Origin of the sequence: Bordetella avium (assembly GCF_034424645.1) — a bacterium.
Taxonomy (GTDB): domain Bacteria; phylum Pseudomonadota; class Gammaproteobacteria; order Burkholderiales; family Burkholderiaceae_B; genus Bordetella; species Bordetella avium.
On sequence record NZ_CP139969.1, the window covers coordinates 421,297 to 438,660 of the forward strand.

Annotated in this window: 18 protein-coding genes; 13 read left to right on the top strand and 5 right to left on the bottom strand. The window is 64.1% G+C overall.

Going from position 1 to position 17,364, the window contains the following annotated elements:
- The first annotated feature begins 131 nt into the window (after positions 1–131).
- From U0029_RS01965 to U0029_RS01995, 7 genes are read left to right on the top strand one after another with little or no spacing between them, the layout of a single operon-like run.
- A complete protein-coding gene (locus U0029_RS01965; RefSeq protein WP_012418662.1) occupies positions 132–2,477 on the top strand; it encodes a bifunctional salicylyl-CoA 5-hydroxylase/oxidoreductase in 2,346 nt (781 codons plus the stop codon).
- Positions 2,474–3,262, top strand: a complete 789-nt coding sequence (locus U0029_RS01970) for an SDR family NAD(P)-dependent oxidoreductase (protein WP_114852192.1) — start codon at positions 2,474–2,476, stop codon at positions 3,260–3,262. Before U0029_RS01965 ends, U0029_RS01970 begins: the two co-directional genes overlap by 4 nt.
- Positions 3,263–3,278: 16 nt before the next feature.
- Positions 3,279–4,124, top strand: coding sequence for an enoyl-CoA hydratase family protein (locus U0029_RS01975; protein WP_012418660.1), 846 nt, complete (start codon positions 3,279–3,281; stop codon positions 4,122–4,124).
- Positions 4,125–4,127: 3 nt separating this feature from the next.
- A complete protein-coding gene (locus U0029_RS01980) occupies positions 4,128–5,285 on the top strand; it encodes an acyl-CoA dehydrogenase family protein (RefSeq protein WP_012418659.1) in 1,158 nt (385 codons plus the stop codon).
- Between the two features lie 38 nt (positions 5,286–5,323).
- Entirely contained in the window at positions 5,324–6,976 is a 1,653-nt protein-coding gene (locus tag U0029_RS01985; RefSeq protein ID WP_114852193.1) for an AMP-binding protein, read from the top strand.
- Positions 6,976–7,404 carry an acyl-CoA thioesterase gene (locus U0029_RS01990; RefSeq protein WP_012418657.1) on the top strand — a complete coding sequence of 143 codons (429 nt, stop codon included), beginning with the start codon at positions 6,976–6,978 and terminating at the stop codon, positions 7,402–7,404. Before U0029_RS01985 ends, U0029_RS01990 begins: the two co-directional genes overlap by 1 nt.
- A gap of 16 nt (positions 7,405–7,420) precedes the next feature.
- Positions 7,421–7,834 carry a RidA family protein gene (locus U0029_RS01995; RefSeq protein ID WP_114852194.1) on the top strand — a complete coding sequence of 138 codons (414 nt, stop codon included), beginning with the start codon at positions 7,421–7,423 and terminating at the stop codon, positions 7,832–7,834.
- Here the strand turns inward: U0029_RS01995 and U0029_RS02000 are convergent.
- The 4 genes from U0029_RS02000 to thiD form a co-directional block, all read right to left on the bottom strand.
- Positions 7,831–9,462, bottom strand: a complete 1,632-nt coding sequence (locus U0029_RS02000) for a FapA family protein (RefSeq protein ID WP_114852195.1) — start codon at positions 9,460–9,462, stop codon at positions 7,831–7,833. The genes U0029_RS01995 and U0029_RS02000 overlap by 4 nt on opposite strands.
- A gap of 220 nt (positions 9,463–9,682) precedes the next feature.
- A complete protein-coding gene (gene hemL / locus U0029_RS02005) occupies positions 9,683–10,966 on the bottom strand; it encodes a glutamate-1-semialdehyde 2,1-aminomutase (RefSeq protein ID WP_114852196.1) in 1,284 nt (427 codons plus the stop codon).
- Entirely contained in the window at positions 10,909–11,622 is a 714-nt protein-coding gene (gene thiE, locus U0029_RS02010; RefSeq protein ID WP_114852197.1) for a thiamine phosphate synthase, read from the bottom strand. The genes hemL and thiE overlap by 58 nt, the downstream gene beginning before the upstream one ends.
- Entirely contained in the window at positions 11,619–12,428 is an 810-nt protein-coding gene (gene thiD, locus U0029_RS02015; RefSeq protein WP_367158522.1) for a bifunctional hydroxymethylpyrimidine kinase/phosphomethylpyrimidine kinase, read from the bottom strand. The genes thiE and thiD overlap by 4 nt, the downstream gene beginning before the upstream one ends.
- A gap of 147 nt (positions 12,429–12,575) precedes the next feature.
- On the opposite strand from thiD, the gene U0029_RS02020 reads away from it, so the two are divergent.
- From U0029_RS02020 to U0029_RS02045, 6 genes are all read left to right on the top strand, one after another.
- Positions 12,576–12,740, top strand: coding sequence for a rubredoxin (locus U0029_RS02020; RefSeq protein ID WP_003814980.1), 165 nt, complete (start codon positions 12,576–12,578; stop codon positions 12,738–12,740).
- A gap of 85 nt (positions 12,741–12,825) precedes the next feature.
- Positions 12,826–13,419, top strand: coding sequence for a YqgE/AlgH family protein (locus U0029_RS02025; RefSeq protein WP_114852199.1), 594 nt, complete (start codon positions 12,826–12,828; stop codon positions 13,417–13,419).
- A complete protein-coding gene (gene ruvX / locus U0029_RS02030) occupies positions 13,412–13,807 on the top strand; it encodes a Holliday junction resolvase RuvX (protein WP_114852200.1) in 396 nt (131 codons plus the stop codon). Before U0029_RS02025 ends, ruvX begins: the two co-directional genes overlap by 8 nt.
- Positions 13,808–13,810: 3 nt before the next feature.
- Positions 13,811–14,581 (top strand): aspartate carbamoyltransferase, encoded by a 771-nt coding sequence (locus tag U0029_RS02035; RefSeq protein ID WP_236824180.1) that lies wholly within the window; start codon positions 13,811–13,813, stop codon positions 14,579–14,581.
- Positions 14,578–15,756, top strand: a complete 1,179-nt coding sequence (locus tag U0029_RS02040) for an amidohydrolase family protein (RefSeq protein WP_114852201.1) — start codon at positions 14,578–14,580, stop codon at positions 15,754–15,756. Before U0029_RS02035 ends, U0029_RS02040 begins: the two co-directional genes overlap by 4 nt.
- Entirely contained in the window at positions 15,753–16,493 is a 741-nt protein-coding gene (locus U0029_RS02045; protein WP_012418647.1) for a lysophospholipid acyltransferase family protein, read from the top strand. Before U0029_RS02040 ends, U0029_RS02045 begins: the two co-directional genes overlap by 4 nt.
- A gap of 3 nt (positions 16,494–16,496) precedes the next feature.
- Here the strand turns inward: U0029_RS02045 and U0029_RS02050 are convergent, their stop codons facing one another.
- The gene (locus tag U0029_RS02050) at positions 16,497–17,333 is read right to left on the bottom strand and encodes a symmetrical bis(5'-nucleosyl)-tetraphosphatase (RefSeq protein WP_012418646.1); all 837 of its coding nucleotides are present in this window, start codon (positions 17,331–17,333) and stop codon (positions 16,497–16,499) included.
- Between the last annotated feature and the right edge of the window lie 31 nt (positions 17,334–17,364).

A 17,364-nucleotide genomic window follows, 5' to 3' on the forward strand; every position in this document is an offset into this window, starting at 1 on the left:
CTTTCCTGATTTGCGCTTCCGGGGACTTTCCCCATTGGCGCGCCTCCCCATTTGCGGTATATATTTCAAGCCTAAACTATTAAGGTCTAAATCTGCACGCGCTAAGGCGCGGTGGGCTGGGGAGTAAGGCAATGAAGATCGTGTGCATAGGCGGTGGTCCCGCCGGCCTGTATTTCGGCCTCTTGATGAAGCTGCGCCATCCTGAAAATGAAGTGACGGTGGTGGAGCGCAACCGGCCCTATGACACCTTTGGCTGGGGAGTGGTGTTCTCCGACGCCACGATGGACAACCTGCGCCTGGCGGACCCGGTGTCAGCCAAAACCATTGGCGACGCCTTCAACCATTGGGATGACATCGACATACATTTCAAAGGCCGCAGCGTGCGCAGCGGGGGGCATGGCTTCATTGGCATCGGCCGCAAGCATCTGCTGAATATTTTGCAGGCCCGTTGCGAAGAAGTGGGTGTCAAGCTGGTGTTTGAAACCTATGTCCAGGATGACCAGGAGCTGGCGCGCCGCTATGACGCGGATCTCGTCATCGCTTCCGATGGCCTCAATAGCGTGGTGCGCAGCCGTTACGCCTCCACGTTTCAGCCCGACATCGACCAGCGCCGCTGCCGCTTTGTCTGGCTGGGCACGCGCAAGGTCTTCGATGCCTTCACCTTCGCCTTCGTTCAGACGGAGCATGGCTGGTTCCAGGCGCATGCCTATCGCTTCGAGGATGGCCTGTCGACCTTTATCGTCGAGACGCCAGAGGAAACCTGGCGGGCCGCTGGCATCGAGGCAATGAGTCAGGAAGAAGGTATCGCCTATTGCGAAAAGCTGTTCGCGCCCTGGCTGGATGGCCATCCGCTTATGAGCAATGCGGCGCATCTGCGGGGCTCGGCCATCTGGATTCGCTTTCCGCGCGTTATCTGCAATAGCTGGGTGCACTGGAATACGCTGGAAACGCCGCGTGGCCTGCGCGACGTGCCGGTCGTGTTGATGGGGGATGCCGCCCACACGGCGCACTTTTCCATCGGGTCCGGCACCAAGCTGGCGCTCGAGGACGCTATTGAGCTGGCCCGCTGTGTCGATGGCTCGACGGCGGATCTGCCGGCTGCCTTGCGTCATTATGAGGCGGTGCGCAGTGTCGAAGTGCTCAAGATTCAGAATGCGGCGCGCAATTCCACCGAATGGTTCGAGAACGTCGAGCGCTATGCCGAGTTGCCGCCGGAGCAATTCGCCTATTCCTTGCTGACGAGGTCGCAGCGCATCTCGCACGAGAACCTGCGCCTGCGCGATGCGCAGTGGTTGCAGGGCTATGAGCGCTGGCTGGCGGCTCAGAGCGGCCTGACGGTGCGCGATGATGCGCGCCCGCCACCGCCCATGCTCACGCCTTACCGGGTGCGTTCGGTAACCCTGCCCAATCGTATTGTGGTGTCGCCGATGGCGATGTACTCCTGCCAGGATGGCGTGCCGGGCGAGTTTCATCTGGTGCATCTGGGCGCGCGCGCCCTGGGGGGCGCAGGCCTGGTCATGGTTGAAATGACCTGCCCCTCGCCGGATGCGCGCATCACCCCGGGCTGCCCTGGGCTCTGGAATGACGAGCAGGCCCGGGCCTTCGCCCGCATCGTTGATTTCGTGCATGCCAACAGCCACGCCCGCATCGGTGTCCAGTTGGGGCATGCTGGCCGCAAAGGCTCGACGCAGTTAGGCTGGCAGCACATCGATCATCCCTTGGAAGCGGGCAACTGGCCGCTGATTTCCGCATCGGCGCTGCCTTATCTGCCCGGGGTGTCGCAACTGCCTCGCGCCATGACACGGGCCGATATGGATGCGGTGCGCGATGCTTTCGCGCAGTCGGCCGCGCGGGCGGCCCAGGCCGGCTTTGACTGGCTGGAGCTGCACTGCGCTCACGGCTATCTGCTGTCCAGTTTCATTTCGCCGCTGACCAACCAGCGCAGCGACGAATACGGCGGCAGCCTGGAAAACCGGCTGCGCTATCCCCTGGAAGTGTTCCGGGCGGTGCGAGAGGCCTGGGGAGAGGACAGGCCCATATCGGTACGTATTTCGGCTCATGACTGGGTCGAGGGCGGTATTGATGCCGATGCGGCGGTCGAGATCGCCCGCTGCTTCAAGGACGCTGGCGCCGATATGATTGATTGCTCGTCGGGTCAGGTGAGTCCGGAGCAAAAGCCGGTCTATGGCCGCATGTATCAGACGCCTTTCGCCGACCGTGTGCGTAATGAGGCAGGTATCCCGACGATTGCCGTGGGCGCTATTTTCGAGGCGGATCATGCCAATGCCATCATCGCCTCCGGGCGTGCCGATCTGTGCGCATTGGCGCGCCCGCATCTGGCCGATGCGGCCTGGACGCTGCGCGAGACGGCCCGCGTCGGGTATCGCGATATCGCCTGGCCCGATCAATATGTCGCGGGCAAACGCCAGTTAGAAACCAATTTTGAACGCGCCGCCAGTGCGGCGGAGAGTAAATGACGATGTATTCAGAACTTCAGGGGCGTCATGCGCTCGTGACCGGCGGGGCGCGCGGCATTGGTTTGGCCATTGCCCGGGCCTTGGCGCAGCGCGGCGCGGCCGTCACCTTGATGGGCCGCAATGCGCAGGCCTTGGAAACGGCGCGCGCCGGCCTTGCCGCCGAAGGTTTTAGGGTTGCGGCCGTGGCTGGCGATATTGCGCAGGCCGGCGAGGTCGAGCGCGCCTTCGCATCAGCACGCACGCTTTATGGCGCGATCCACATTTTGGTCAACAACGCAGGGCAGGCGGTGAGCGAGCGCTTTGACCGCACCTCGGCCGAGCTTTGGGAACAGATGGTCCAGGTCAACCTGAATGGCGCGTTTCATTGCACGCAGGCGGCGCTGCCCGACATGTTGCAAGGCGGTTGGGGCCGCGTCATCAATGTGGCCAGCACTGCTGGCCTGATCGGCTACGCCTACGTTGTCGCTTACTGCGCGGCCAAGCATGGCGTGGTGGGGATGACGCGGGCGCTGGCGCAGGAGGTCGCCCGCAAAGGCGTGACGGTCAATACGGTGTGCCCGGGCTATACCGAGACCGACATCGTGCGCGAAGCGGTGGACAACATCATGAAGAAAACCGGCATGGATGAGGCTGCTGCCCGCGCGCGTCTGGCCGAGCGCAATCCTCAAGGCCGCTTGGTGTCGGCCGCCGAAGTCGCCGACACCGTGGCCTGGCTGGCCCTGCCCGCCAGCGCCGCGATCAATGGCCAGGCCATCGCGGTCGATGGCGGTGAAGCCGCCGCGTGAAAAACAAGGAGACAGCATGAGTACCGAAGCGCACAGCATGAAGCACCACAAGCAGCCTTGGGCGGGTTATCAGCCGCGTCATTTCCGGTGGGAAACAGAGGGCAAGGTGGCGACCATCACTCTTAACCGGCCAGAGCGCAAAAATCCGCTGACCTTCGACTCCTATGCCGAATTACGCGATCTGTTTCGCGGCCTGGTCTATGCCACCGATATCAAAGTGGTGGTGCTCACTGGCGCGGGGGGCAATTTTTGCTCGGGCGGGGATGTGCACGAGATCATCGGGCCGCTGACAAAAATGACCATGCCGGAGTTGCTGGACTTCACGCGGATGACCGGCGATCTGGTCAAGGCCATGCGGGCCTGCCCACAGCCCATCGTGGCCGCCGTGGATGGCGTGTGCGCCGGCGCTGGCGCCATGATGGCCCTGGCTGCCGATTTGCGACTGGGCACGCCCGAGGCGCGCACGGCCTTTCTGTTCACACGTGTGGGTCTGGCCGGTGCGGATATGGGCGCTTGCACCTTGCTGCCGCGTGTCATCGGGCAGGGACGGGCTTCCGAGCTGCTGTATACCGGGCGCTCGATGAGCGCCGAAGAGGGGCAGGCCTGGGGATTTTTCAATCGCCTTCATGAGCAGGCCGAGCTGGCGGGCGCAGCCGCGGAATTGGCCGCGCAACTGGCAGCGGGCCCGACGTTCGCTCACGGCGTCACCAAGAAACTGCTGCATCAGGAATGGAATATGGGCTTGGACGAGGCCATCGAGGCCGAAGCCCAGGCCCAGGCCATCTGCATGCAGACACAGGATTTCCGCCGCGCCTACGAGGCTTTTGTCGCCAAGCGCAAACCCGTTTTCGAGGGGGACTGAGCCATGCGCGATGCTTCCTGGCTCGACTGGCCTTTCTTTGAATCCTGGCATGGCGAGCTGGCTCACGAGCTGGACGCCTGGTGCGAGCAGGCGCTGCCGGGCATGGCTCATCACGATACCGATGCCGCCTGCCGGCAATGGGTGGCTGCCTTAGGTGAGGCGGGATGGCTGCGCTACTGCGTGCCTGCGGCCTGGGGCGGCAAGCGGCCGCAGATCGACTCGCGGGCCATCTGTGTTTTGCGCGAGACACTGGCCCGTCATGAGGGCCTGGCCGATTTCGCGTTGGCGATGCAGGGTCTGGGCAGCGGGGCGATTTCGCTCATGGGTTCCGACGCCTTGCGGGCGCATTATCTGCCCCGCGTGGCCAGCGGTAAGGCGATTGCAGCCTTCGCGCTATCCGAGATCGATGCCGGCTCGGATGTAGCGGCCATGTGCTGCGCCGCCCGGCTGGACGGCGACAGCTATGTGCTCGATGGCGAGAAAACCTGGATTTCCAATGGCGGTATCGCGGACTTCTATTGCGTGTTCGCCCGAACGGGCGAGGCGCCGGGCGCGCGTGGCATCAGCGCCTTTGTGGTGGATGCCGATACGCCTGGCCTGACGATTTCCGGGCGCATCGACCTGATCGCGCCCCATCCCTTGGCAACGCTGCAATTCGACAACTGCCGTATCCCGGCCACGCAGCGCCTGGGCGAGCCAGGCCAGGGTTTCAAGCTGGCCATGATGACGCTGGATATTTTCCGCGCCTCGGTCGCGGCCGCCGCGCTGGGTTTTGCCCGTCGTGCGCTTGATGAGGGCCTGGGCCGCGCCCGCAGCCGGCGCATGTTTGGTCAGACCTTGGCCGATCTGCAGCTGACGCAGGCGGCGCTGGGCGACATGGCCTGCGCCATCGATAGTTCGGCGCTCTTGACCTACCGCGCCGCATGGCTGCGGGATGTGAAGGGGGCGCGCACGACGCGCGAGGCGGCGATGGCCAAGATGGCCGCGACCGAATCCGCGCAGCAAGTCATTGACCGTGCCTTGCAGATGTTTGGCGGCGCAGGCGTGATGAGTGGCCAGCCGATAGAAAAGCTGTACCGGGAAATCAGGGCGCTGCGTATTTATGAGGGCGCCACCGAAGTGCAGAAATTAATCATCGCCAGGGAATTGTTGAAGCACTGATTCCGGCGTTTCCGATACTTATAGCGACAGGGGAAAACATGCAAGTATCAGCGCACAAGGACACTTTCGCCCGAGATAATCTGCCGCCGTCCGAGCAATGGCCCGAGCTGTTGCTGGACGGCCCGGATACCGCCTATCCGGCGCGCCTGAATTGCGCCGTCGAACTGGTCGATGCGATGGTGCGCCAGGGACAGGGCGGGCGCGTCGCGCTGCGCTGGTATCAGGACGGGGCGCCGGCAGCCATGAGCTATGCCGAATTGCAGGCGCTTAGCAACCGCATCGGCCGCGTATTGCAAGAGGATATGAAACTCGTGCCGGGCAATCGCATCGTGCTGCGCGGTCCCAATAATCCTATGATGGCGGCGGCTTGGCTGGGCGCCATCAAGGCCGGCATGGTGACGGTGCCGACCATGCCTTTGCTGCGCGCCAAAGAGCTCAAGCAGATCATAGACAAGGCCGAGGTGCAGGCCATGTTGTGCGATGTGCGGCTCAAGGATGAGGCGCTCGAGTGCCAGAACCCGGACAGCGAATATTATTGCCCCAAGCTGGAGCAGATCGTGCTGTTCAATGAGGATGCGCCGGGCTCGTTAGATAGCCTGGCGGCGGCCAAACCGGATCACTTCCTAGCATGCGATACGGCGGCCGACGACGTCTGCCTGATTGCCTTCACCAGCGGCACAACGGGTGCGCCCAAGGGGTGTATGCACTTCCATCGCGACGTGCTGGCCATGTGCGATCTCTTTCCTCGTCATGTGATCAAGCCCGGGCCGGATGATGTGTTCTGCGGCACCCCGCCGCTGGCTTTCACGTTTGGCTTGGGCGGCCTTTTGTGCTTTCCTTTGCGGGTCGGCGCCAGCACGGTGCTGGCCGAGAAGCTCTCGCCGGAATCTCTCTTGCAGCTGATCGAGGATTTTCAGGCCACCATCGTGTTCACCGCGCCGACGTTTTACCGGCAGATGGCGCCGCTGGTGGAGAAGTTCCGTCTGGGCAGCCTGAAAAAAAGCGTTTCGGCGGGCGAGGCCTTGCCGGACGCCACCCGCCAGCTCTGGAAGCAAGCGACCGGTATTGAAATGATCGACGGCATCGGCGGCACGGAAATGATCCATGTCTTTGTGTCGAGCGCTCCCGAAAGCGTGCGCCGCGGCGCCATTGGCCAGGTCGTGCCGGGTTATGTTGCCCAGGTGGTCGACGACGATATGAAACCGGTGCCCAACGGTACGCCGGGACGGCTGGCCGTCAAGGGCCCGACGGGTTGCCGTTATCTGGCCGATCCGCGCCAGGAGCGCTTTGTTCAGCAGGGTTGGAACCTTCCCGGTGACACTTTTGTGCAGGACGACGATGGCTATTTGTATTACCAGGCGCGCAATGATGACATGATCATCTCGGCCGGTTACAACATCGCCGGCCCGGAAGTCGAGGATGCGATGCTGCGCCACGAGGCGGTGGCCGAATGTGGTGTCGTGGCCATGCCGGATGATGAGCGAGGCCAGGTGGTGGCGGCTTATGTGGTGCTCAAACCCGGTTTTGACGGCACGCCGCAGCTGGCGCGGGCCCTGCAAAACTACGTCAAGGAAAGCATCGCGCCCTACAAATACCCGCGGGTGGTCCGGTTCGTGGCCGTGTTGCCGCGCACCGAAACGGGCAAGTTGCAGCGTTTCGTTTTGCGTCAGCTGGCGACGGGAGGCCGCTGATGGCCGGGCCTTTCGTCAGCGAGGTGGAAGTGCGTTTCCGGCATTGCGATCCGGCCGGCATCGTCTTTTACCCGCGCTATTTCGAGATGATCAATGATTTTGTCGAGGAGTGGTTTGAAAAAGGCCTGGGGCTGTCTTTCGCCACCCTGCATCTGGAGCGCCGCATCGGTACGCCGACGGCCGCTTTGCAATGCGATTTCAATCTGCCTAGCCGCTGGAATGACCGTTTGAGGCAGGTGCTGGAGCTGCGGCGTATTGGCGGCGCGTCGTTTCAGGCGCAGGTACGCTTCGAGGGGCCGGATGGTCAGACGCGCTTGAGCGCCCGGCTGACCATCGTGACAGTGTCGCTGGACACGATGCGCGCCCTGCCTCTGCCCGATGATTTACGCGCGCGCTTGCAGGATTATCTGCTGCCCGCCCAGGATTAAATAAAAGGATGGAACCATGAACAAGACTCTGCAACCGCCCGATTGGCTGGCGCCGCGTGGTTATGCCAATGGCATGATGAGCGAAATGACGGTCGGCTCGCGCCTGTTGTTTGTCGGCGGGCAGATCGGCTGGAATGGCCAGCAGCAGTTTGAAACCGAGGATTTTGCGCTTCAGGTACGCCAGACGCTGGAAAACATCGTCGCCATTCTCAAGGAAGGCGGCGCCGGGCCGCAGCACATCGTGCGCATGACCTGGTATGTCAAAGACAAAGACGAATATGTCGCGGCCTATCCTCAGATAGGTAAGCACTATCGCGAAGTGATCGGACGCTATTTCCCGGCCATGACGGCCGTTGAGGTATCCGATCTGATCGAAGACCAGGCGCGCGTCGAGATTGAAGTCACGGCCGTCGTGCCGGCCGCTGGCTAGCGGATCTCGACCAGGCTCTCTTCGGCATCGAGCATGGCGCAGCCCCCGGTCTGTTCTTCCAAAAGGCTAAGCTGCTTGCCGCTCACCCGCAGGGTCACGCCACCATAGTAGCGCTGCGTGGCGGAAATGGTGGCGCTTCTTAGCGGCCGCAACAGTTCCTGCAGGCGCTGCTCATTGGCTTCTAGTTGGGCCATATCGCCTTGCACGCGCTGATAGGTGGCTGTGGCTCTTGCACTTAGCCCGTTCATATCCTTGGCAGGGTTCTGGTGCAGAAAGGCGATGAGTTTTTCCAGCTTGTCGCTTTCTTCGCGCAGGCTGGCTCGACGCTGGCGCAGCGCCGCTTGCCTGGCCTTGGCGTGCGGGTGGACGCCGACACAGACCAGCGTCGGCACGGCCGCTAGCGAGCCTATCGTGCCCGCGCTGACCGAGGTCCTGGCATGCACTTCGCCGCCCGTAATCAAACCTTGTGTCGATTTCGGCTTGCCCACGCGCACACTCTGGCCGGCATACACCAGGCTTTGACGGATTTCGTGTTCGATCGAGATGGTTTTCTCGGCCTTGACGATGGCGTTCTCGATGAAGCGCGCCCAGACCGACTCGCCCGCGATGAGTTGGGCTGTGCGGGAGGCCGTGGCATGGCCGCCGCGTCTGTTTTCGGCCAGGCCAATCACGCCGCCATCGACGATGATGCTGCCACCAGCCTGCACACGCGCGGCCTCGATGGTGCCGTGGACCACCACGTCGCCCGAGACGCGGACTTCCATGCCGGCGGTGATGTCGCCGCGTACTTTGAGCGTACCGTCAAAATCGATATTGCCCGTAGAGAGGTTGACCTGGTCTACCTCGACCAGCGAATTCACCAGTACGCCTCGTGGCACGAGCATCGGCGAGCCGGCATTGGCGGCACGCAGCAGACAGGGGTCAGACTCATCGATGACCACACCCGTCAGGCCGCTGGCGAATGGGGTGTCGGGGATATGGACGGGTGGCACCGCTTCACCCAGCACGTTCAGCCCGGGTTTGCCCTGGACGGATGGGATACGGCGCATCAGGGCCGTGCCGGGCGCCACCAGCATCAGGTTGCCCAGACTGCGGTAATCGACGACGGCCTTGTCGTCGTATTCTTGGCGGGTTTTCAGCTCGTCGAGCAGGCTGTCGAAGCGTGTCGGTGTGCCGGCCGTGGGCGGCGTGCCTTGCGCGATGAGCGTGCTATTGGCGCGCCGGTCTGCGAGCGATTGCGTGATGCTGGCGTCGCGCACACCATAGACCACGCCAAGCTCGGTCAGTTCGGCCTGCACATCGCTCAGGGTGACGCGGCGTCCGCCCCGAGGCGGGGTCACCGACAGCAGCACCGACATACGATCTTGTGCCAGCTCCAGTGCAAAACTACCGTCTAGCACCTCGCCCACCGAGGCGAGTACGGGTTCCCTGCTTTCCCGGCAAGCCTCGATGAAGTTCACGGCGCTGGTCTGGTCTAACACCTCGGCGTTCCACCCCTGTGCTTGGGCGACGGCGATCAGATCATCCCAGGACGGCGGTGCCAGGCCATCCTGGCCTGGCGTATAGCCTGCCGTCAGGGCGCGCGTGTTTTCGTCCAGATCCAGCCGGAATACGGTTTCGACAGCCATGTTTTTTGCTCTCTCCAAAGGCCTGCGCCGAATGCTTAGCGGGATGGGTTGTATCCTGCAATAAGTAACGGTTAGAAAAAAATTGACATATTAGGCGCGAGCCGAGGTTCGCGCGAACTTCTTTTTCTCGCATTTCAGAGGCTAGGTCAATTTGGCGTTGACAGAAAAATGCCCCTACGGCGATAAACCGTGGGGGCAATCGAAAGCGGCTGGGAGGTGATCAGGCTTTCAGCAGGGCGAAAGCCGCTTCGGCATGGTCCAGGGTGGCCTGGAGCGTGGCATCGTCGTGGGCAGCCGACACAAAACCCGCTTCAAAGGCCGAGGGGGCGAAATGCACGCCGCGATCCAGCATGGCGTGGAAGAAGCGCTTGAAGGCTTCCGTATTGCTGGTCTGCACTTCGGCGAAGCTGGTGGGCACCTTATCGCGGAAGTAGAGGCCGAACATGCCGCCGATAGCGTCGGCGCTGAAAGTCACCCCTGCGGCGTGGGCGCGCTCGGTCAGGCCCAGGGCCAGGCGCTGGGTACGCGCCGAGAGGTCTTCATAAAAACCGGGCTGGCCGATCAGGCGCAGGGTAGCCAGGCCGGCGGCCACGGCGACGGGGTTGCCTGACAGGGTGCCGGCCTGATAGACCGAACCCAATGGGGCGATATGGCGCATCAGGTCGGCGCGGCCGCCAAAAGCGCCTACCGGCATGCCGCCGCCGATGACCTTGGCCAGCGTGGTGAGGTCGGGTGTGATGCCGGTCAGGCCTTGCACGCCTTGAGGGCCGACCCGAAAACCGGTCATGACTTCATCGAAAATCAGCACGCTGCCGTGGCGGGTGCAGAGCTCGCGCAGGCCTTGCAGAAAGCCCGCCGCCGGTTTGATGAGGTTCATGTTGCCGGCGACCGGCTCGACGATCACGCAGGCGATGTCGCGGCCATGTTCCGCGAAGGCCGTCTGCACGGCGGGCAGATTGTTGTAGTCCAGCGTGATGGTATGGGCGACAAACTCGGGCGGAACGCCTGCCGAGCTCGGGTTGCCCAGCGTCAGCAAGCCTGATCCGGCCTTGACCAGCAGACTGTCGGAATGGCCGTGATAGCAGCCTTCGAACTTGATGATTTTGTTGCGGCCGGTGGCCCCGCGCGCCAGCCGGATGGCCGTCATCGTGGCTTCGGTGCCGGAGCTGACCAGGCGCACTTGCTCCATTGAGGGCAAACGCTGGATCAGCAGCTCGGCCAGTTCGACCTCGGCCTCGGTGGGCGCACCGAAAGACAGCCCGCCGGTGGCGGCATCCTGCACGGCGCGCACAACTTCTGGATGCGCATGCCCCAGAATGGTCGGGCCCCAGGAGCCGAGGTAATCGATGTACTGCTTGCCATCGGCATCCCAGATGTGCGGACCCAGCGCGCGCTTGATGAAGCGCGGGGTGCCGCCCACAGAGCGGAAGGCCCGCACGGGCGAGTTCACGCCGCCAGGAATGCTGCGGCTGGCGCGTTCGAAGAGTTCTGCGTTTCGGGACATGGCTCTAGTCGGTAAGGGGGAAAAGGCGCGGCGCAGGCCTGAGCCGCGGCGCGGATATCGGGGGCTTCGAACAGCCCGGTGATGACGGCGATGCTGTCGGCCCCGGCAGCGGCCACCAGACCAGCGTTGGCCGGCGTGATGCCGCCGATGGCGACGACGGCAGGCCGGGGCGCGCCGCAGGCGCGCACTTGCGCGGCGGCTTCGCCCAGCAAGGCCAGGGGTGCATGGGCGGCCTGTGGTTTGGTCGGGGAGGGGAAAACCGCGCCGAAGGCGATGTAATCCGCACCCTGGGCCAGCAGTTCGCGAGCACGGTTCAGGTCGGCGTAACAGGACACGCCGAGCAGGAGTCCGGGGGCGGCGGCGCGGACTTCGGCCAGTGTTGCGTCGTCGCGGCCGATGTGGGCGCCGTCTGCGCCGGCCTCCAGCGCCGTGCGCCAGTCATCGTTGACGATAAAGGTCACGCCCAGTTCGCGGCATAGCGGCGCCAGCGCCCGGGCCTGGCGCAGACGCTGTTCGCGGCTGAGGTGTTTGCGGCGCAACTGTAGCGCCCGCATGCCGCCCGCAGCGGCATCGCGTACGGCGGCCAGCAGGCGGCTGGTGTCGTCCCATTCAGGGGTGACACCGTAAAGACCGGCAGGAAAGCGGAGGGTGTTCATGGCTGGGACAGCCGGTTGGGCAGCGGGCGGCCCATGCCTGCCGTGAAACTGGCGGCCAGACCGCGTGAGGCGTGGGCCAGCGCGGCTTCGACCGCCTCCGGGACCTCGTGGCCCGAGGCCAGGAAGGCCGCAGCGGCGGCGGCCAGCAGACCGCCGTTGTCGCCGCTGCGCACGGGGGGCGCCTGCCAGGGCCAGGTGAAATTACGGCCGTCGGGGCCGACCAGCACATTGGCCAGATGGCCTGGACGCAGCGGGCTGCCCAGCACCAGCGCCCATTGTGCGCCGCCAGCCAGCAAGGCATGCGCGGGCGAGGGCGATTCCGAGGTGTCGATGACGCCATCCGATTGCCACTGCGCCAGGCGCATATGCTCCACCACCACCAGATCGGTCTGTGGCAGCACGAGTTCAAGCGTGGCAGCCAGCAGTTCGTCGGCGTCGTCCTGTTCGACCGCATCCTGCGGCATGGGCGCGCGCGGCCCGAGATGCAGCACCAGCGGCACCTGGCTGTAGTCGGCAGCCAGTTGCGCGACGACGCTTGCGGTTTCGGGCGAAAACATGCCGCCCACCTTGATGGCCTGCACCGGCATATCTTCGAGCAGGCAGCGCGCCTGATCGTCCAGCAGTTCGGGGGAAATGGGATGGATATCCTCGATGCCGGCGGTGTCCTGCACCGTTACAGCCGTGACAGACGCCAGCCCATGGCAGCCAAGCTGAGCGCACGTTACGGCATCGGCCGGCAGGCCGTCGGCGCCGGTGGGGTCCAGCGGACCCAGAATCAGTACGAGAGGAGGGATAACAGCGGTCACGGAGTGGCTGGAAGGGGATGAAGAGGCTTTCTTTGATTTCGCAACAAAAGCATCTGTTCTAGGTTTCGGTAAGATATGCCCATTCTAATAGATGCTTCTCACGCCTTGTCCGTCCTGGGCTTGGGGACAGAAGCGCCAGAGAGAGCTATGCGTACTTGGATGTGTCTTATTTGTGGCTGGGTTTACGACGAAGAAGCGGGTCTGCCCGACGAAGGGATTGCCCCGGGCACCCGTTGGGAAGACGTGCCCCCGAACTGGGTCTGTCCCGAGTGTGGCGCCCGCAAGGAAGACTTCGAATTGATGGAAATCTAAGCCTCGTGCGGCGCGTGGCGCCGCTAACAGGCCTAGCGATGGTCCGCGCCGGCCAGGTGCTAATTAACAGGTTTTGGAGCGCGCCATGACTGCTATCTTTCGTTCCGCCAGCGCTGACGACGCCCGGTTCACCGATTTTTCCAATCAGTTTCTGATGGCCATGCCGGGCATGGTCAACGATGAGCTGGCTGGCACGGTGATCTATATCTGCGAACACACGCCGCGCGGCGCCCTCGGCCTGGTCTTGAACCGGCCGACCGACCTCACGCTTGCTTCGCTGTTCGAGCGTGTCGATCTGACGGTCGCGATGGGGCCCACGGCTGACGAGAAGGTTTTTTTCGGCGGCCCGGTGCAAACTGACCGGGGTTTCGTGCTGCATGCGCCTGCGGGCGATTACAGCTCCAGCATCCGGCTGGGCGATCTGGCGCTCACCACCTCCCGCGATGTGTTGCAGGCGGTGGCTGAAGGGCAGGGGCCGGCGCGCCTGTTCGTGACCCTCGGCTATGCCGGCTGGGGCGCAGGCCAGCTCGAAAGCGAAATGAGCCAGAACGCATGGCTCAGTGTGGCTGCCGATCCGGTCATCATTTTTGATGTGCCGGCCGAAGAGCGCTATCCCGCCGCGATGCGGCTGCTCGGGATCGATCCGCTCATGCTGGCGGGTGAAGCGGGCCATGCCTGAAGAAACACTGCTTGCCTTCGATTTCGGCGAAAAAAAAATCGGTGTCGCTATCGGCAACACGCTGACCTGCCATGCGCGGCCGCTGGAAATTATTTTCTCCGAGCGTCGCGATGAGCGTTTCGGCCGCATTCAGGCCCTGCTTGAAGCGTGGCGGCCGCAGCGCGTGGTGGTCGGCCTGGCGCTGGCGACCGACGGTGGCGATCAGTCAGCCACCCTGCGCTGCCGGCGTTTCGCCAATCAACTGCACGGCCGTTTCGGCGTTACCGTGGAACTGGTTGATGAGCGAGGCTCCAGCATGGAGGCCCAGGAGAAGCTGGGCAGCCATGCACCCGATGACGCGATGGCGGCGGCCATTATTTTGCAGCGCTACCTCGATCGTCTGGCTTGAGGCATGTTCAATCCCCAATTGAACCGGCTTGGCGGGCTGGCGCACTTCCTGTCTACCGAAGGTCTGCCCAAGCGGCTGCTCGAACCTTTGCTCGAGGCTGCGGGCGGGCCCGCGCCCCTACTGGCCGGGCGTGAGATCTGCCTGCTTGGCCCGGCGGACGACGGCATGCAATGGCTGGCCGAGGCGGCGCGCAGGCAGGGTGCGGTCATCCGCTTCATGCCTGATGCGCCCTTGCGGCCTGTAGCGGGCGCCGATATCCACGTGCTGCGCCACCCCGCCAGCGGCGCGGCCCATGTGCTGGCCCGGCAGGCAGTACGGGTGATCAACGCCGGTGACGGCTGGCATGCGCAGCCCTTGGTGGCGCTGGCCGATTTGCTGGCGATACGCCAGGCTAAAGGCGGATTTACCGAGTTGCGAGTGGCCTTCATCGGCGACTTTCTGCATTCCGGCCGTGCGCGTTCGCTGGCCCATGCCCTGACGACGCTGGGCGCCCCTGAGCTGCGCGCGGCAGGGCCGCGCCCGCTGCTGCCCGATGGTTTGCCGCAATTGGGCTTGAGCGCTTACGACACGCTCGAGCAGGCGCTGGAAGATGTCGATGTGGTGCTTGACCTGGGGCTTACGCCGGCCGGTCTGGATTTACTGCCCTCGGCTGCCGATTACGCGCGCCGCTGGACGTTGCCGCCAGATGCCAGGGTGTTGCGCGCACCCGATCCCTTGCTGTTTCAGGCGGCGGCGATGGCGGTTTGCGGCCATCTGCTCTCGGAGGCTGCATGAGAGTGCATATTCAGGGCGGCTTCGATCCTCTGCGAGAGGAGGTGGTGGATCTTTTTCTGGCCGATGGCCAGATCGTGGCCCGGCACAGGGCGCCCGATGGCTTTGCGGCCGATTGTGTGATGGATGCGCGGGGCCTGGCCCTGCTGCCTGGCCTGACCGATCTGAGCGCGCGCCTGGGTGCGGACGCCGCCCGCGAGTCGCAGGCCGCTTTGTCGGGCGGCGTTACCCGCCTGGTCTTGCCTGCTGGGCAGCCTGCCGCCGATAGCCCGCTGCATCTGGCGCATGTCGGGCCGCTTACCCAGACCGGGCTGGCCGATATGGCGGGCCTGATGGACGCGGGCTGTGTGGGCATCGGCGATGATGCCGCGCTACCCGACACCGGACAACTCTGGCGAGCTATGCAATATGCGGCAGGTCTGGGGGCCACTTTGTGGCTGCGGCCCGAAGACGCCCATCTGGGCGGGGTGGCGGCCGCCGGTCCCTATGCAACCCGGCTGGGCTTGCCGGGCAGCCCTGTCGAGGCTGAAATCCTGGCCTTGCAAACGCTATTCACTTTGCAGCGGGCCACAGGCACGCGCTTGCATCTTTGCCGCCTGTCCAGCGCTGCGGGCGTGGCGCTCTTGCGGGCAGCGCGGGCCGAGGGGCTGCCGGTGACGGCCGATATCTCCATCCACCATTTGCACCTCACGGATCTGGACATCGGTTTCTACGACAGCAATTGCCATCTGCGCCCGCCCCTGCGCGGCCAGCGCGACCGTGACGCCTTGGCGCAGGCCTTAGCCGATGGCACGCTGGATGCGCTGTGCTCGGATCATCATCCGGTAAGCGCCGCCGACAAGGCGCTTCCCTTTGCGCAAACTCCGCCCGGAGCCAGCGGGGTCGAACTGCTCTTGCCCCTGACGCTCAAGTGGGCGCGGGCTCAGGGTTTGCCGCTGTCTCGGGCGCTGGCCTGCCTGACGACAGGGCCAGCTCGCGTGCTGGGTCTGCCCGCTCCATCGCTGATGCCCGGTGAGCCCGCGGATCTGTGCCTGGTGGATACGGAGTGTGAGTGGCTGCTGTCGGCGGGCGCCATGCGCAGCGGCAGCGCGCAAACGCCGTTCGCGGGTATGATGCTGCCCGGCCGTGTCCGCGCCACTCTGATCGGCGGACGCGCACTTTGGGAGATGCCTGCTTGAAGCTCTTGCGCTTTGTTTTGCGGGCCATGCTGGTACTGCCTTGGATTCTGTTCGGGCTGTTCTGCGTCAGCCTGGTCTATCGACTGTTGAATGCCGGGCAGCGTGCGGCCTTGAACCGCTTCTGGTCGCGCTGGCTTATGCGCCTGTGCGGCGTGCGGCTGAGCATCAAAGGCGAGCCGCGCATGACGGGCGCCGTGCTCTGGGTGGCCAACCACGTCTCTTGGATCGACATTTTTGTCGTCAATGCGGTGCGGGCGACTTCTTTCGTCGCCAAAAGCGAGATCCGCAGTTGGCCGGTCATCGGTTGGCTGGCCGCCGGCGCAGGCACGTTATTCATCGAACGCACCCAACGCCATGCCGTGCATGCGATGGGCGAGTCCATTCATGATTGTTTTGCCCGCGGCGAAGCGGTCGGGCTGTTCCCTGAGGGCACAACCTCGGAAGGTTTCGAGCTGCGGCCTTTCCACGCCAGCCTGTTTGAGCCGGCGCGCTCGGCAAAGGTGGATGTTCAGCCACTGGTGCTGCGTTTCATGCACCGCGGCAAGCGCAGTGGATTCGCCGCCTTTGTTGGCGAAGAGACGCTGCTTGCCAACCTGTGGCGCGTGCTGGGCACGACGGGGCTGACCGTCGAGGTGGTGTTTCTGCCGCCCCTGCCCACCTTCCGCGAAGACGGCTCGCCCTGCACACGTCTGGAACTCGCGCGCCAGGCGCGCGAAGCCATACTCGCGCAGCTTTAAAAGCTATTCGGATAGCGGGTCCTGGAACTGGCTGCACTTGATGTGCACCAGTTTCCGGTCTTGCAAACGCATGGCGGTCAGGGCGCCGCCCCAGACGCAACCCGTATCCAGGCAGATCAGGTGGGGACGGATCAACAGGCCCAGCGTGGACCAATGCCCGAAGACGATGGTCACATCGCGCGTGGCGCGGTTGGGCACGTCAAACCAGGGAACCAGGCCTGCAGGCCAGGCGCCCGGCGTCACCTTGGTGGCGAATTCCATATGGCCGGCCGGCGTACACAGGCGCATGCGCGTCAGGGCATTGATGATGACGCGCAGGCGCTTGCCGCCTTTATGGCCGTCTTTCCAGGTGACCGGCTCATTGCCATACATTTTCTGCAAGGCCTTTCGCCAGTTCGGGCCGCGCAGGGCGGCCTCGACCTCGCCAGCCAGGGCCAGTGTTTTCGCCACATTCCACTTGGGCAGCACGCCCGCATGCACCATCAGGTGCTCGTGCGCGTAATGCGCTAGCGGACGATGCCGCAGCCAATCGATCAGATCATCGGCATCCGGCGCGTTGAGGATGTCATTCAGCGTGTCGGACTTGGACGGTTTGCGCACCCCTGCGGCTGCGGCGAGCAGATGCAGGTCGTGATTGCCCAGGATGGCCACGGCCCGGTCGCCGAGCGCGATGATGCGGCGCAGGGTTGCCAGCGATTCCGGGCCGCGGTTGACCAGATCTCCTGCGAACCAGAAGCGTGCGCCTGGCTCTCCCGCGATGTCGGGATGCGCCAATAGTTGTTGCAGCGGCGTGCAGCATCCTTGCACGTCGCCAATCATCCAGATGCTGCCAGTCGCCATGAAGACGCCACTCTCCGGGTGAGGGGCGAAC

Excerpts from the sequence above, each read along its gene's own strand:
- U0029_RS01965 (WP_012418662.1), top strand. The coding sequence starts at position 132 with ATGAAGATCGTGTGCATAGGCGGTGGTCCCGCCGGCCTGTATTTCGGC.
- U0029_RS01970 (WP_114852192.1), top strand. The coding sequence starts at position 2,474 with ATGACGATGTATTCAGAACTTCAGGGGCGTCATGCGCTCGTGACCGGC.
- U0029_RS01975 (WP_012418660.1), top strand. The coding sequence starts at position 3,279 with ATGAGTACCGAAGCGCACAGCATGAAGCACCACAAGCAGCCTTGGGCG.
- U0029_RS01980 (WP_012418659.1), top strand. The coding sequence starts at position 4,128 with ATGCGCGATGCTTCCTGGCTCGACTGGCCTTTCTTTGAATCCTGGCAT.
- U0029_RS01985 (WP_114852193.1), top strand. The coding sequence starts at position 5,324 with ATGCAAGTATCAGCGCACAAGGACACTTTCGCCCGAGATAATCTGCCG.
- U0029_RS01990 (WP_012418657.1), top strand. The coding sequence starts at position 6,976 with ATGGCCGGGCCTTTCGTCAGCGAGGTGGAAGTGCGTTTCCGGCATTGC.
- U0029_RS01995 (WP_114852194.1), top strand. The coding sequence starts at position 7,421 with ATGAACAAGACTCTGCAACCGCCCGATTGGCTGGCGCCGCGTGGTTAT.
- U0029_RS02000 (WP_114852195.1), bottom strand. The coding sequence starts at position 9,462 with ATGGCTGTCGAAACCGTATTCCGGCTGGATCTGGACGAAAACACGCGC.
- hemL (WP_114852196.1), bottom strand. The coding sequence starts at position 10,966 with ATGTCCCGAAACGCAGAACTCTTCGAACGCGCCAGCCGCAGCATTCCT.
- thiE (WP_114852197.1), bottom strand. The coding sequence starts at position 11,622 with ATGAACACCCTCCGCTTTCCTGCCGGTCTTTACGGTGTCACCCCTGAA.
- U0029_RS02020 (WP_003814980.1), top strand. The coding sequence starts at position 12,576 with ATGCGTACTTGGATGTGTCTTATTTGTGGCTGGGTTTACGACGAAGAA.
- U0029_RS02025 (WP_114852199.1), top strand. The coding sequence starts at position 12,826 with ATGACTGCTATCTTTCGTTCCGCCAGCGCTGACGACGCCCGGTTCACC.
- ruvX (WP_114852200.1), top strand. The coding sequence starts at position 13,412 with ATGCCTGAAGAAACACTGCTTGCCTTCGATTTCGGCGAAAAAAAAATC.
- U0029_RS02035 (WP_236824180.1), top strand. The coding sequence starts at position 13,811 with ATGTTCAATCCCCAATTGAACCGGCTTGGCGGGCTGGCGCACTTCCTG.
- U0029_RS02040 (WP_114852201.1), top strand. The coding sequence starts at position 14,578 with ATGAGAGTGCATATTCAGGGCGGCTTCGATCCTCTGCGAGAGGAGGTG.
- U0029_RS02050 (WP_012418646.1), bottom strand. The coding sequence starts at position 17,333 with ATGGCGACTGGCAGCATCTGGATGATTGGCGACGTGCAAGGATGCTGC.